Origin of the sequence: Micrococcus sp. IITD107 (genome assembly GCF_041927415.1) — a bacterium.
Lineage (GTDB): Bacteria > Actinomycetota > Actinomycetes > Actinomycetales > Micrococcaceae > Citricoccus > Citricoccus terreus.
Genome location: NZ_JBHFFN010000006.1, coordinates 108,478 through 122,321, shown reverse-complemented (window position 1 = coordinate 122,321; position 13,844 = coordinate 108,478). Strand labels below are relative to the sequence as shown.

General features: G+C 69.7%; 12 protein-coding genes. 9 read left to right on the top strand and 3 right to left on the bottom strand.

The window, feature by feature from the left end:
• Positions 1–139: 139 nt before the first annotated feature.
• From ACEXHE_RS11440 to ACEXHE_RS11420, 5 genes are all read left to right on the top strand, one after another.
• Positions 140–1,177 (top strand): D-isomer specific 2-hydroxyacid dehydrogenase family protein, encoded by a 1,038-nt coding sequence (locus tag ACEXHE_RS11440; protein WP_374785882.1) that lies wholly within the window; start codon positions 140–142, stop codon positions 1,175–1,177.
• An 84-nt stretch (positions 1,178–1,261) separates the two neighbouring features.
• Positions 1,262–3,169 (top strand): glutaminase A, encoded by a 1,908-nt coding sequence (gene glsA / locus ACEXHE_RS11435; RefSeq protein WP_374785881.1) that lies wholly within the window; start codon positions 1,262–1,264, stop codon positions 3,167–3,169.
• Between the two features lie 14 nt (positions 3,170–3,183).
• Complete coding sequence (locus ACEXHE_RS11430; RefSeq protein WP_374785880.1) at positions 3,184–4,452, top strand: PucR family transcriptional regulator; 1,269 nt, start codon at positions 3,184–3,186, stop codon at positions 4,450–4,452.
• 79 nt (positions 4,453–4,531) lie between these two features.
• A complete protein-coding gene (locus ACEXHE_RS11425; RefSeq protein ID WP_374785879.1) occupies positions 4,532–5,719 on the top strand; it encodes a CaiB/BaiF CoA transferase family protein in 1,188 nt (395 codons plus the stop codon).
• Positions 5,720–5,768: 49 nt separating this feature from the next.
• Positions 5,769–7,016, top strand: coding sequence for an acyl-CoA dehydrogenase family protein (locus tag ACEXHE_RS11420; protein WP_091697254.1), 1,248 nt, complete (start codon positions 5,769–5,771; stop codon positions 7,014–7,016).
• A gap of 130 nt (positions 7,017–7,146) precedes the next feature.
• Here the strand turns inward: ACEXHE_RS11420 and ACEXHE_RS11415 are convergent, their stop codons facing one another.
• Positions 7,147–8,721: a TIGR01777 family oxidoreductase gene (locus ACEXHE_RS11415; RefSeq protein WP_374785878.1), complete on the bottom strand. Its 1,575-nt coding sequence runs from the start codon at positions 8,719–8,721 to the stop codon at positions 7,147–7,149.
• 148 nt (positions 8,722–8,869) lie between these two features.
• Complete coding sequence (locus tag ACEXHE_RS11410; RefSeq protein WP_374785877.1) at positions 8,870–9,640, bottom strand: fructosamine kinase family protein; 771 nt, start codon at positions 9,638–9,640, stop codon at positions 8,870–8,872.
• Positions 9,641–9,686: 46 nt separating this feature from the next.
• On the opposite strand from ACEXHE_RS11410, the gene ACEXHE_RS11405 reads away from it, so the two are divergent.
• The 3 genes from ACEXHE_RS11405 to ACEXHE_RS11395 all read left to right on the top strand — a co-directional run bounded on the left by ACEXHE_RS11405 (position 9,687) and on the right by ACEXHE_RS11395 (position 10,995).
• A complete protein-coding gene (locus tag ACEXHE_RS11405) occupies positions 9,687–10,310 on the top strand; it encodes a methylated-DNA--[protein]-cysteine S-methyltransferase (protein ID WP_374785876.1) in 624 nt (207 codons plus the stop codon).
• Positions 10,311–10,405: 95 nt separating this feature from the next.
• The gene (locus ACEXHE_RS11400) at positions 10,406–10,819 is read left to right on the top strand and encodes a hypothetical protein (protein WP_260062167.1); all 414 of its coding nucleotides are present in this window, start codon (positions 10,406–10,408) and stop codon (positions 10,817–10,819) included.
• Entirely contained in the window at positions 10,816–10,995 is a 180-nt protein-coding gene (locus ACEXHE_RS11395; RefSeq protein WP_260062166.1) for a hypothetical protein, read from the top strand. Before ACEXHE_RS11400 ends, ACEXHE_RS11395 begins: the two co-directional genes overlap by 4 nt.
• 11 nt (positions 10,996–11,006) lie before the next feature.
• Here ACEXHE_RS11395 and ACEXHE_RS11390 read toward each other — a convergent pair whose 3' ends face one another.
• Complete coding sequence (locus ACEXHE_RS11390; RefSeq protein ID WP_374785875.1) at positions 11,007–12,935, bottom strand: heavy metal translocating P-type ATPase; 1,929 nt, start codon at positions 12,933–12,935, stop codon at positions 11,007–11,009.
• 310 nt (positions 12,936–13,245) lie between these two features.
• Between ACEXHE_RS11390 and ACEXHE_RS11385 the strand changes: the two genes are divergently transcribed.
• Entirely contained in the window at positions 13,246–13,749 is a 504-nt protein-coding gene (locus tag ACEXHE_RS11385) for an Hsp20/alpha crystallin family protein (RefSeq protein WP_091697266.1), read from the top strand.
• The last annotated feature ends 95 nt before the right edge of the window (positions 13,750–13,844 follow it).

Sequence of the window (13,844 nt, the reverse complement as noted above, 5' to 3'; positions counted from 1 at the left end):
TGGCGACGAGGGATTCGTGACCGCCGAACAGAGGGATGCCCCATGCCAACGTGTGGCTGAGATTCCGTGGTCGAGTCGACGAGTGACCTGTGACTGTCAGCCACACGATGAGACGAGGTGGTGTGGAAGCATGTGGGGCATGAGCTCGATCCCGGACCAGCAGACCGCACAGACCACCACCGAGCCCGGAACTGCCGGCACTGGCACCCCGGACCGGGTGCTGATCCTCCCGGCGGAGCAGGACCTGACGGGAACTCCGTATGAGCGCGCCCGGACCCGACCGGAGGAGGCCGCGGCCGCCGTCGGGGGCCAGGTGGTGACCAACTCCTCCGGTGAGCCGAACGGGGACGGAACCGCCACCGCCCTGGTGCTGGTCAAGCCCATCCCTGTGGACGCGGTGAGCGCGGCGCTGGTGGCCAATCCGCACATCAGCTGGGTGCAGTTCCCGTTCGCCGGGATCGAGAACTACATCCCGCTGGTGCGCAGCCGGCCGGACATCGTGTGGACCTCGGCCAAGGGGACCTATGCCCCGCCGGTGGCCGAGCACGCGCTGCTGCTGACCCTGGCGCTGCTGCGGCACCTGCCCGAGCGGATCCGGGCCACGTCCTGGAGCACGGCCGCCGGACGCAGCCTGGACGGGACGCACGCCGTGGTGGTGGGCGGCGGCGGGATCGCGCAGGAGTACATCCGGCTGCTCAAGACCTGGGACACCACGGTGACCGCCGTGCGTCGGCGCGCGGAAGACGTGCCCGGTGCGGACCGGACGGTCACCACCGAACAGCTGGACGAGGTGCTGCCCGGTGCCCAGGTGGTGATGATCGCCGCGGCAGCCACGAACCAGACCCGCGGACTGATCGGCGCCGAACAGCTGGAGCTGATGGACGCGGATGCCGTGCTGGTGAACATCGCGCGCGGGACTCTGGTGGACACCGACGCCGTGGTGCGGGCCCTGGCCGAGGGGAAGATCCTGGGCTACGGAACCGACGTCACCGACCCCGAGCCGCTGCCGGACGGCCACCCGCTGTGGGACGAGCCCCGGTGCATCATCACCCCGCACACCGCCGACACCCCGGAGATGTGCATTCCCCTGCTGAACGCCCGCATCGAACGGAACCTGCAGGCCCGGGCCGAGGGACGCGAGCTCGAGGGACTGGTGGATGTTGTGGGCGGGTACTGACGGGCCAGAGACTGTGAGCGGCTGCCCCGGCGACTGTGCTGGGTCCGACCGCCAGATTCCGCAGATCACCGTAGGCTGGGATGCATGGAGTTCCCTGTGCAGATCTATCTCGACCGACTGGCCCGTGACATGCGAGAGGTCGAGGGCGGGACCCCGTATCAGGGGATCCCAGCCACCGCCGAGATGGACCCTGCCCTGTACGGCGTCTCCCTGACCACGGTGGACGGCCACAGCTACTCCGCCGGGGACTCCGACCACCTCTTCTCACTGCAGTCCATCTCCAAGGCCCTGACCTACGGCATGGCTCTGGATGACCTGGGCACCGAGGACGTGCTGGCCAAGATCGACGTGGAGCCATCCGGCGACCCGTTCAACGAGATCTCCCTGCAGTCAGGCACCGGCCGGCCGGACAACCCCATGATCAATGCCGGCGCCATCGCCACCACCTCCCTGATCAAGGGCCGCGGCGGACGTGACCGGATGGGCCGGATCCTGATGACCTTCTCAGCCGCTGCCGGGCGCGAACTGAAGGTCTCCGAGCAGGTCTTCCGCTCCGAGGACCGCACCGGACACCGCAACAGGGCCATGGCCTGGCTGCTGCGCTCCTTCGACATCATCGAGTCCGACCCGGAGCCGATCGTCCAGGACTACTTCCGCCAGTGCTCGGTGATGGTCACCGCCGAGGATCTGTCCATGATGGCCGCCACCCTGGCCAACCAGGGCGTGAACCCGGTCTCCGGCGAACGCGTGTTCACCCCGCACACCGTGCGGTGGATGCTCTCCGTCATGTCCACCTGCGGCATGTACGACGACGCCGGCACCTGGGCGATCGAGGTCGGCCTCCCGGCCAAGTCAGGTGTGGGCGGCGGAGTGCTGGTGGTGGTGCCCGGACAGCTGGGCATCGGCGTCTTCTCCCCGCCCCTGGACGAGCACGGCACCTCCGTGCGGGGCGCCCAGACCGTGCGTCAGCTGGCCGACGACCTGGGCCTGCATTACAGCGATGCCCCACCGGTGGGCCGGTCCACCATCCGCTCGGACTACCGCCTGGCCGACACCCCCTCCGGAGTGCCGCGCACCCCGGAGGCCACCCAGGCCCTGGAGACCCACGGGCAGATGTGCCGGATCCTGGAGCTCGGCGGGGACATGGGGTTCGCCGAGACCGAGACGCTGGCCCGCGTGTTGGTCGAGGCTGACGAGGCCGACCCGTCCACCGAGATGGTGATGCTGGACCTGCGCAAGGTGGACGACTTCGGCCGTGCCGCCGTGGCCATCTTCGCCCGCCTGATCCGCGAGCTGCTCAGCTCCGGCACGGACGTGATCCTGGTGGATGAGGAGGACGCCCTGACCCAGCGCGTACTGGAGCGGGCGGCGAGCTCCGGTGAGGGCGCCCTGCCGGACCCACTCTCACCGGAGGAGGACCGCCGGGCCGCACTGCGTGACGCCGAGTCCACCACTGCCGAGTTCCAGCTCTTCCTCACCCGCGCCCAGGCCGTGGAATGGGCCGAGCACCGCATCCTGGCCCGGCACTCCCCGGATCTACTCCCCGCCCAGGAGCAGCAGCCGCTGACCTCCTCGGTCATGCAGATGATGTCCCCGGCCGACGCCGAGCAGCTCTCCGCCTTCCTGGAGCCGCGCACCTACAAGCCCGGCCAGGTCATCCGCCGAGCCGGCCAGCCCTTCGGCGGGATCTACTTCATCACCTCCGGTCAGGTGGAGCTGACCGGGCAGGGTTCGGGCAAGCGCCGCTACCGCCAGGTCTTCCTCTCCCCCGGCATGACCTTCGGGGAGATCGCCCTGGGCCAGGCCGGCCGGCAGCTCTCCACCGTGCGCGCCGTGGGTGAGGTGACCACCCAGGTGCTGACCGCCCAGCTGATCTCCGCCCTGGAGGAGACCGACCCGCAGCTGGCCATCAAGCTCTGGTCGGCGCTGGCCCGTGACGCGTACACCATGGTGGAGCAGGCGTTCCGGGAGACCGGCGCGCGGGACAGCTGACCGGCGGCCCACCGGTGAGCACTGACGCCACGGCGCCGTCCGCGCTGCCGACGATCCTCTCCCGTTTCGACGCCCGCGCCGAACAGGTGGGACACCGCCTGGCGGAGGTCTACCAGGGCGAGGTGCTGGAGTACCGGTCATTGGCCGAAGCCGCCGTGGACCAGGACGTGGCCCCGCTGATGGTGCACAAGGTGCGTCAGATGCTCGAGTCCCTGGCCCGCGGGGTCCCTCCCACCGAGGAGGACCTGCAGCTCAACGCCGACGCCGCCGCGCGCCGCTTCCACCAGGGGGTTCCGCTCCCCGCTGTCCTGCGGGCCTACCGTCTGCGCGGCCGCACGGTCTGGTCCGAGCTGCAGGACTGCGCCGATCGGGAGGACCCCGCCCACCTGTCCGCTCTGCTGCAGCTGGCCGGGGCGCTGATGGAGTACATGGACCTGATGTCCTCGGCGGTCACCCAGGCGTACCTGGAGGAGCAGTCCGGTCTGCGTCGCAGCCGCTCTGTGCTGCCGCGCGAGGTGCTCGAGTCCCTGCTGAGCGGACGGATGTCCCGGCAGGCCAAGGACCGGGTCTTGGACGCCCTGGAGTACCAGGACCTCGACGTCGGCGGCTCGGCTCAGCATGCGGTGGTCACCTTCCGCAGGCGTCCGGCTCAGGCCGAGCCCGCTGGGCCCGGGGCGGCACTGGACGTCACCCGGGAGCATCTGCTCACTGACCTTCCTGGAACATCCCGACGACGGCGCGGCCTGGTGGGCCTGCGCGAGGACGAGGTGGTGTGGATCGTCGAGTGCGTCGCGGACAGCGGGGAGCTGCGACCGGCCATTACCGCCGCCCTGGCTGAGTTGCCGGGCTTCGTGGCGGGGCTGGGCTCGCACGGGAGCGGACTGGAGCACGTGGCGGTCAGCCACCGGCAGGCCCATGCGGCCGCGGGGATCGCCCTGTCCTCCCCGGACGCCGGGCCACTGCTGACCCACCGGGACGTGCTGCTGGATCTGGTGATCTCCCAGGGCACCGATGCCGCCGGGCTGGTGGAGTCCACCATCGGTCCGCTGGCGAACTACGACCGCGAGCACGGCACGGACCTGGTGGGCACGCTGAAGGCCTACTTGGACCACCGCTTCCACGCCGCCGGAGCCGCCACGGACCTGCAGGTCCGGCCCAACACGGTCTTCTACCGGCTGGAGCGGATCGGGCAGATCAGCGGTCATGACCCGATGACCCCGGACGGCCTGCTCATGCTCTCCCTGGGGATCAAGGCGCTGCGACTGCGCGGTCCCTCCGATTGACGATTCGTCAACGCCCAACCCCCAGGTCTGATCTTTCGCCCGTTCTGCCCAGACACCGGCCCCTCTAGGCTGAGGTTCCATGACCCCTGATGCCCAGAGCACCCCGGACAGCCGTGCCTCGCTGGACCCTCTCCCGCTGGACGGGATCGTGGTGGCCGACTTCTCCCGCGTGCTGGCAGGACCGCTGGCGACCATGACCCTGGCCGACCTCGGAGCCCGCGTGATCAAGGTCGAACGCCCGGAGACCGGAGATGACACTCGGTCCTGGTCGCCGCCGCAGTCCCCCACCGGTGCCACCTACTTCGAGTCGGTGAACCGCAACAAGGAGTCCGTCTGCCTGAACCTGACCGATGCGCAGGACCGTGAGCTGGCCCTGAAGCTGGCCGAGCGCGCTGACGTCCTGGTGGAGAACTTCAAGCCTGGCGGGCTGGCTGCTCTGGGCCTGGGCTACGAGGAGCTCTCCGCCCGTAACCCGGGTCTCATCTACGCCTCGATCTCCGGGTTCGGAGACGCCGGCGGAGCGGATCTGCCCGGGTACGACTTCATCGTCCAGGCCGCCGGTGGCCTGATGAGCATCACCGGCCCGGAGGAATCCCCGTACAAGGCCGGAGTGGCCCTGGTGGACGTGCTCACCGCCAAGGACACCACCATCTCCATCCTCGCCGCCCTGCGTCACCGCCAGAGCACCGGCCGTGGCACTCACCTGAAGCTCAACCTGCTCTCCTCCCTGCAGGGCGCCCTGGCCAACCAGGGCCAGGCCTGGCTCGGTGCCGGGAAGCTGCCGGCCCGCATGGGCAACGAGCACCCCTCGATCGTCCCGTACCAGCTGTTGGAGTGCGCCGACGGACCGCTGGCCGTGGCGATCGGCAACGACGGCCAGTTCCACCGCTTCGCCCAGGAGCTCGGCGTCCCTGAACTGGCCGAGGACGAACGCTTCTCCACCAACCCCCAGCGCGTGGCCCACCGCGAGGAGCTCATCCCACTGCTGGAACAGGCCCTGTCCGCCCGGCCCGCTGAACAGTGGCGTGATGCCCTGCTGGCCGCCCAGCTGCCGTGCGGGCTGGTCGCCGGGATCGACGGCGGTGTGGAGCTGGCCGAAGACCTCGGCCTGGAGCCGACCGTCGAGGTCACCGACCGTTCCGGCGCCACCGTGGGCCGCCAGTTCCGCCACCCAGCCCAATGGGAACCGGCACTGGCCCACCCGCGGTTGGCGCCGCCGTCGTTGGGTGAAGACACCGACGCCGTGGTGCGCTGGCTGACCGACTGAACCCCATACCTCCCCTGAACCTCCCTGCCCCTGACCGAAAGGACCCACCATGACCTCCCCCACCTCCACTCCTCGTTCTCAGGACTCCGATTCGTTCCTGGGGGCGGTGGATCTGACTGGCCTGGATGGGCTGTTCTCTGCTGAGGAGAAGCAGACGGCGTTGAAGGTGCGGGGGCTGGTGGATGAGCTGATCCGTCCGAACATCGCCCGCTGGTACGAGGAGGCGGTCTTCCCCACCGAGATCATCCCGGAGCTGGGCAAACTGGGCGTGCTGGGCATGCACCTGGACGGGTACGGATGCGCCGGACGTTCGGCGGTGGAGTACGGGCTGGCCGCCCAGGAGCTGGAGGCCGGAGACTCCGGTCTGCGCACCTTCGTCTCCGTGCAGGGCTCGTTGGCGATGTCCGCCATCCACAAGCACGGCTCCGAGGAGCAGAAGAACCAGTGGCTGCCGGCCATGGCCGCCGGTGAGGCGATCGGCTGCTTCGGGCTGACCGAGCCCACCGCCGGCTCCGACCCGGCTTCCATGCTCACCACCGCCAGGCAGGAGCCGGGCGGGGATTGGGTGCTCAACGGGTCCAAGCGGTGGATCGGGCTGGCCTCCCTGGCTGATGTGGCCATCATCTGGGCCCAGACCGAAGACCACGGCAACGGGCGTGGGGTCCGCGGGTTCGTGGTGCCCACCGACACCCCCGGGTTCCGGGCCGAGGTGATCAACGCCAAGCTCTCCATGCGCGCCTCCGTGCAGTGCGAGATCCACCTGGAGGATGTCCGCCTGCCGGAGTCTGCGATGCTCCCGGCCGACTCGGCTGTGGGGCTCAAGGGCCCGTTCCAGTGCCTGAACGAGGCCCGGTACGGGATCATCTGGGGCGTGATGGGCGCCGCCCGGGACTCGTTCAACACTGTGTTGGACTACACCCTGGGCCGCACCCAGTTCGGGCACCGGCTCGCCGGGTTCCAGCTGACCCAGGCCAAGCTGGCGGACATGGCCGTGGCCATCAACAAGGGCTACCTGCTGGCCCACCAGATCGGGCGCACCAAGGACGGGGTGCTGCCCGGGACCGTGACCCCGGCGATGATCTCCACCGGCAAGCTGGACAACTGCCGAGTGGCCATCGAGATCTCCCGCGAGGCCCGCGAGATGCTCGGCGGCAACGGGATCACCCTGGAGCACTCACCGCTGCGCCACGCCAACAACCTGGAGTCCGTGCGCACCTACGAAGGCACCGACGAAGTCCACCAGCTCACCATCGGCCGCACCCTCACCGGCATCGGCGCCTTCACCCCCACCGCCTGAGTGCTGACACCGAACCGGCCGGGCCGCATCACGTGTACGACGGATGCGGCCCGGTTCGGCGTGTCCCTGTCTGCATCGTTCACGTGATCAGACCGTGGGTGACTGCACCAGGGGCTCGGCAGATCCCCCTTCACCGCCCCAGCACGTGGCGCAGGGTCGACTCCAGATCCGGCGTGCGGAACAGATAGCCCGAGCCTTCCACCCGGGCGGCGCTGGCCCGCTGGGATGCCTCCACCATCAGTTCGGCACCTTCTGTGCCCAACAGGGCACGCGGGCCGAACCCGGGCACCGGGATCACCGAGGGACGGTGCAGCACCCGTCCGAGCACCCGCGCGAACTCCGAGGCCCGCACCGGCTCCGGTGCCACCGCGTTGACCGGCCCCTCCAGCTCCCCGTCCAGCACCGCATGCGCGAAGATCCCGGCCACGTCATCAATCCCGATCCAGCTGATCCACGGGTCACGTCCGCCGGCCACACCCAGCGGCCCACCCGCACCGGCGACGAACAGCGGGAGCATCTGCTGCAGCATCCCGCCTGCCGGGGACTGTACGATCCCGGTCCGCACCAGCACCGTCCGCACCCCAGCGGTCTGAGCGAGAGCCGTGGCGTCCTCCCAGTCCCGGCACACCTGTGCCAGGAAGTCCTTACCCGCCGGGGCGTCCTCCCCGAGCCACTGGTCGCCGTCCGAGGCGTGCGCCCCGTAGTACCCCACGGCCGAACCGTTCACCAGGGTCCGCTGCCGACCGTCCGCCGCCAGGTCCGCGAGCGCCCGGGCCAGCAGGGCCGTCCCGTCCACGCGGGAGTCCAGGATCGCGCGCTTGCGCTCGGGCGTGTACCTCCCGCCGATGCTCTCCCCGGCCAGATTGACCACGACGTCGGCCCGCGCCAAAGCGTCCGCGTCCAGCGATCCGGTGGCCGGGTCCCAGGCGATCACGTCGTCGCGGTCCTCCGCACCCGCTCCGCCCGGCTCGCCGCGGACCAGGCGCAGCACCGTATGCCCTCCGCCGGCCAGCAGCGCGCACAACTGCGTGCCGATCAGTCCGCTCGCACCCGCCACGGCAACGGTCAGCGTCCTCCCGCCGGTGAGCGGTCCGGCATGCTCCGCATGGAACGCCAGGTCCCCCAGCAGCTGCCGCTCGCGGTAGGCGAAGATCCGCGCCAGTTCGACCTCGAACACCTTCTCCGGCACACGCCCCAGCTTCCCCAGTGGTCCGGGCAGTGCACCGGAGGCCTTCTCCAGCAGTCCCCCGCCGGGCAGCTCGTACTCGATCCGGTCCGTCATGCCCGTGGCCTCAGGCTGCACGTGTCCCGGAGTGCCCGCGCTGACGCCGGCGTCCTCGAACAGGTGCGTGTGGGTCCAGGCGGCCAGCGGCCCGGACTCCATCACGTCCTGAAACATCTCCCCCGGCCCCAGCTCGGTATGCCGGGCACGCCACGGCAGCTCCGGGGCGGCCCAGTCCGGACGGCGGAACGGCAGCTGTCCGGCCAGGAACCCGGTGGCGGAACCGAGACCCAAGCCCAGGGAACCCGGCGCCCCGATCCCCAGCACGGCGGTGGACCCGGGCTCGATCCCGTCGGTGGGCTCCTGCCGCACGGACCCGCTGAACGGCGGGCTCAGCCGGACCAGCGCACCGGGCCGGGTGAACCAGTCGAAGACCTCGGGGCGTGGGTATGGCAGATGGGTGTGACGCTCATAGACGGGCATCTGCCCACTCTTGCACCCTGCCGCCCCGGCGAACAGGCCCCTCCCTTGCCATCATGATCACGCCAACTCGTGTTTGCTCCGGCGAGTCGCACCATCTTCGGCGCAGGTGATCCGGGGCTGGGGGTGCGGCGGGGGCGGGTTGGCCGTCTCAGGCCAGCGCGAGGGTCCTGCGTGCGGCGGCGGTCAGCTCCACGCCGTAGGAGCAGCCATGCCCGGCGGCGTGGACGGCCAGCGGGTGCAGCCGGTGCGCCGGAATTCGCGCACTCCATCCCGACCGCAGCGGATGCACCTGCTGATACCCCTCCAGGATCGACTCCAGATGCGGTGTCCCGAACAGCGCCAGCATGGCCAGGTCCGTCTCCCGGTGTCCGCCGTGCGCCGCCGGGTCGATCAGCACCACCCCGTCCGCGCCCCACATCACGTTCCCGGCCCACAGGTCCCCATGGATCCGCGCCGGCGGCTCGCCGTCGTCCAGCGCGCCGGCCTCCAGCAGGGCACAGGCCTCACGCACGACGACGGCCTCCTCCTCACGCAGGTTCCCCGCCGCCAGTGCCGGGTCCAGGAAGGGCAGCACCCGGTTCGGCGCGTAGAACGCGCCCCAGGTCGCGGCTGTGCCTGCGGGCATCTCCCGACTGCCGATGTAGAGGGGACCGGAGTGTCCGGTGGGCGGGGCACCGAAGGTGACGGAGCCGGCGTCGTGCGTGATGGCCAGAGCACGCCCGAAGGCCAGCGCCTGGTCCCGCGTGGGCCGAGCCTCGTGGATCCGCTCCAGCTCGATCCGGCCCGGAGCCACGTCCACCACGCGCACCGTGCGAGCGCCACCGGAGGACTCCGCCTCAGCCAGCCACCGCAGCCCGGCCGCCTCAGCCTCGAAGAACTGGTCCGGTGCGTGCGTGCGCTCTTTGACAAAGGTGTCCACGCCCCGAGGGTATCCGGCAGGCGTCCGGCGGTGACACCATGGAGGGGTGACTGACACCGCCGCCTCCGCCCCTGTTGACGAGTTCCTGCCCGAGCTGCGCTGGACCACCGCACCCACCCCTGCCGGGCCGGTGGTGATCGTGTACTCCCCCGAGGATGAGACCGTGCGCGCCAGCGGTGTGGCCGTGCCTCAGGACGGGGAGCCGGAGGTGGCGGCGATCGGGCGACTGCTGCAGGACGTGATGGAGCGCCTGGAGGCCACCGACCCGCAGACCGCCGCACGGGAGATGAACCCTGTGCCGGTGGGTCACGGGACCGTGGCCGAGGCGTTGCAGGCCTACGCGGACGGGCAGGTGGACGCTCTGGCCGCGCTGAAGGTGAAGCAGCCCGGCACCGAGTTCCGCCAGCAGGTCTGGCAGGCCATGCGCCTGATCACACCCGGCGCCCCGGTCACCTACGGTGAGCTGGCCCAGCTGGCCGAACGTCCTCAGGCCGTGCGGGCCGCGGGGTCCGCGTGCGCGGAGAACCTGTGCGCCGTCGTCGTGCCCTGCCACCGCGTGGTCCGCTCCGGCGGATCAGCAAACTCGGTCCAGCGCACCGGGAACTACCTGTACGGTGCCGGCACCAAGACCGCCCTGCTGGAGTTCGAGGCCGCCCACGCCGGCAGCTGATCAGCATTCCTCCACAGGTGACCTGAAAACTTTGGGGATCCACACCCTCGATGACAGGTCCGCCGACACGTTCGAGCACTGCATACGGTGACCAGATGGATGTCTACGCCGTGGGTGACTGGATCTGGGTATCTCTGGAGAACCTGTCTTCGGTGGCGCCACTGGGTACGTTCCTGGCGGTCGTCGTTGCCTATTCCTCGTATCGAGGAACCATTCGTCAGAAGACGACTGCCGACAATCGCAGTGCGTGGTGGAATCGGGTCCAGTGGGCTATGGACGCGGCAATGGACGACGACGACCAACGCCGAGCCACCGGAATGGCAGCCATCGAGATGATGCAGGACTCTGAACTGGCCACTCCAGCTGATCAGGCGTTCTTGTCTGTTGTGGCCTACACGGTGGTGGTCGACACGCTGACTGACATCGCCGGCACCCCCGCCGAGGACGACGTGATGACAGAGGCTGAACCGCTCAGCGACAATGGATCAGACGAAGGAGGCCTCTCATGACTGATCAGCAGAGCCGAGCCACAGGAACCGGACAGCGCGCCGCAGCCGGTCGGTACGAGGTCCGCCTCCCGTCACACGGCGGGAAGATCGTCTACGCCCGCACCCTGAACGAGAAACGCGTCTTGGAGACCGCGGAGCGGATCATCGCCAAGGCGGAACAGAAGCTCAGGAGCTGATCAGCCCCGTATCACGTACCTGCCGCCTCCCGGATCGACGCCAGCTCGGGATCGGCCAGGGAGCTGAAGTCCTTCAGCTCGCCGCGTCCGGCGCGCATGGCCCGCAGGGCGTTGAGGATCGCGACGACGTCCACCACCTCCTGGAACAGGGCCCCGACGATCGCGGGGATCACTCCGAAGGCGGCCACGCCCATCAGCACCAGGGACAGCGCGATGCCCACCCAGATGGACTGCTGGGCCACGGCCAGGGTGCGCTGACCCACCGAGACCGCCACCGCCGCACGGGAGATGTCGTCCGTCAGGATCACCACGTCCGCAGACTCGGAGGCGGCCGTAGAGCCCCGGGCGCCCATGGCCACGCCCACATCCGCCACGGCCAGGACCGGGACGTCGTTGACGCCGTCGCCCACCATCATCACCGGGCGGGGCTGGACCTCGCCCACCAGGCGCACCTTGTCCTGGGGCAACAGCTCGGCCTCCACCTGGGTGATGCCGGCCTGGGCGGCGATGTGCCGAGCAGTGGTCTGCGCATCGCCGGTGAGCATCAGGGTGCGGTGCACGCCGAGCCGGTCCAGCTCCCGCAACGTGGCCGAGGCATTGCCCCGCAGCCGGTCCGAGAGGATCAGCGTGCCGGCGAAGACCCCGTCCACGCCCACATACACCGCGGACTCTCCGGGGTGCAGCTCCGCCTGAGTCAGCTCCGTGGTGTGCGCGCGGACATAGGCGTGCTTGCCCACGATCACCGTGCGGCCTTCGAGCGTGGCGATGACCCCGTTCGTGGCCTCCTCACGGGCATCGTCCGAGGTGGCCAGCACCAGGCCTCGAGCCTCAGCGCCGGTGCGGATGGAGTCCGCCAACACGTGCACGGAATACTGCTCCGCGGAGGCGGCCAGCCGCAGCAGCTCGTCCTCGCCCAACCCCGCGCCGGGATCGGGACGGACGGCGAGCAGCTCCGGCCGGCCGTACGTCAGGGTGCCGGTCTTGTCGAACGCGGCGGTCTGCACGGAGCCCAGCTTCTCGATGATCCCGCCGGACTTCACGATCACACCGTTCTTGGCAGCCCGGGACATCCCGCCCATGAACGCCACCGGTGCGGCGATCAGCAGCGGACACGGGGTGGCCACCACGAGCACCTCTGCGAAGCGGACCGGGTCACCGGAGAACCACCAGGCCAGCCCGCCGATCAGGTAGGCCACCAGGGTGAACGGGACAGCGTAGCGGTCAGCGAGCCGGACCATGGGTGCCTGAGACTCTGCGGCGTCCTTCACCAGGGCCAGGATGCGCGCGTACTGCGAGTGCTCGGCCGTGGCCGTGGCGATCACGGTCACCGCCTGCTGGCCGTTCAGCGAGCCCGAGAGCACCGCATCACCGCTGGACCGGGTCACCGGCAGGGACTCCCCGGTCAAGGACGACTCATCGAAGTCCGCGACCACATCCACGCCTTCGGCACCTGCCGCCAGGGTGCCGTCCACGGGGACCACCTCGGCCGGGCGCACCAGCAGACGGTCACCGGGCTGGACCTGCTCCAGCGGCACATCCTGGACCGAACCGTTGGCCTGCAGCAGATGGGCCACCCGCGGGGCCCGCTCCAGCAGGGCGGACAGATCTTTCTTCGCCCGCCCAGCGACATAGTCCTCCAGCGCTTCCCCGCCGGTGAGCATCAGGCAGACCACCAGGGCGGCCAGGTATTCGCCCACGACGACGGTGGAGACGATCGCGGTCACGGCCAGGATGTCGATGCCCCAGTGCCCTCGCATCAGGTCCCGGACCATGCCCACCGAGGTCCACGCGGCGGTGCCCAGGGCGAAGACCGAGGCAATGAGCTGGGCCAGCTGCTGCTGGCCGGACAGTTCCAGCAGGATCACCACGATCAGGGCTCCCAGGGTGGCCAGCACCCACGGGTAGCTGCGCAGGGCACCGGTGATTCGCTGGACAGCCATGACGACCTCCTCGTTTCCCACGTCATCGTCGACACGTCGATTCTGGCCCGGAATGCCGGGGAACTCCACGAAGGTGAGGCAATCCTGAGCGGCGAGGGGCCGTCGTCGGGCCCTTGTGGTGAGGGGGTGGAACAGGACAGGCTGGACCGGGGCCGTCGGCTCCCTCTCGTCCGCTGACTCCTCGAACCTGGGAGTCAGCTGGGAGAATCCAAGTTGAGTGAATAAGACTCAACTCTGTACGGTTGAACCAGATGAGCGGCTCGGACCACCGGGGCGCGACCACCCTTCATCAACACCTCAGGAGGACCTCATGGCCACCCGAATCGATCCCTTCCGCGAGCTCGACCGCATGGCCAGCCAGCTGCTGTCTGGCCGCGGGCTGCGCCAGATGCCGATGGACCTGTACAAGGACGGCGAGAAGTACGTGGTGGAGGCAGATCTGCCCGGCGTCGACCCGTCCTCGGTGGACATCGACGTGGACGGCCAGCTGCTGACCATCCGCGCCGAGCGCAAGGCCTCCACTGAGCGTGAGGGCACCCAGTGGATCACCCGCGAGCGCGAGACCGGCTCCTACGTCCGTCAGCTGAACCTGGGTCAGGACGTGGACCTGGAGAGCATCAGCGCCGACTACAACGCCGGCGTGCTGAAGGTGACCATCCCGGTCTCCCCCAAGTCCCAGCCGCGCAAGATCAAGGTCAACGTGGGCGGAGGCACCGAGACCATCCAGGCCCAGTCCTCCACCGGCGCCGGCTCCCCCGGCCTGTCCTCCGAGGACCGCGGCCACACCGCACCCCAGGTGGACCCGAACCACTGATCTGACTGATCTGATCCGGGTCTGATCCCGGACATGAAACTGGAGGTCAGTTATCCGCGGCAAACCCTCGTTTCCGAGGGAATGCGGCGGATGAC

Bases quoted from the DNA above. Each gene is read 5' to 3' on its own strand.
- ACEXHE_RS11395 (WP_260062166.1), top strand. From the start codon at position 10,816: ATGACTGATCAGCAGAGCCGAGCCACAGGAACCGGACAGCGCGCCGCA.
- ACEXHE_RS11440 (WP_374785882.1), top strand. From the start codon at position 140: ATGAGCTCGATCCCGGACCAGCAGACCGCACAGACCACCACCGAGCCC.
- ACEXHE_RS11425 (WP_374785879.1), top strand. From the start codon at position 4,532: ATGACCCCTGATGCCCAGAGCACCCCGGACAGCCGTGCCTCGCTGGAC.
- ACEXHE_RS11390 (WP_374785875.1), bottom strand. From the start codon at position 12,935: ATGGCTGTCCAGCGAATCACCGGTGCCCTGCGCAGCTACCCGTGGGTG.
- ACEXHE_RS11420 (WP_091697254.1), top strand. From the start codon at position 5,769: ATGACCTCCCCCACCTCCACTCCTCGTTCTCAGGACTCCGATTCGTTC.
- glsA (WP_374785881.1), top strand. From the start codon at position 1,262: ATGGAGTTCCCTGTGCAGATCTATCTCGACCGACTGGCCCGTGACATG.
- ACEXHE_RS11415 (WP_374785878.1), bottom strand. From the start codon at position 8,721: ATGCCCGTCTATGAGCGTCACACCCATCTGCCATACCCACGCCCCGAG.
- ACEXHE_RS11385 (WP_091697266.1), top strand. From the start codon at position 13,246: ATGGCCACCCGAATCGATCCCTTCCGCGAGCTCGACCGCATGGCCAGC.
- ACEXHE_RS11400 (WP_260062167.1), top strand. From the start codon at position 10,406: ATGGATGTCTACGCCGTGGGTGACTGGATCTGGGTATCTCTGGAGAAC.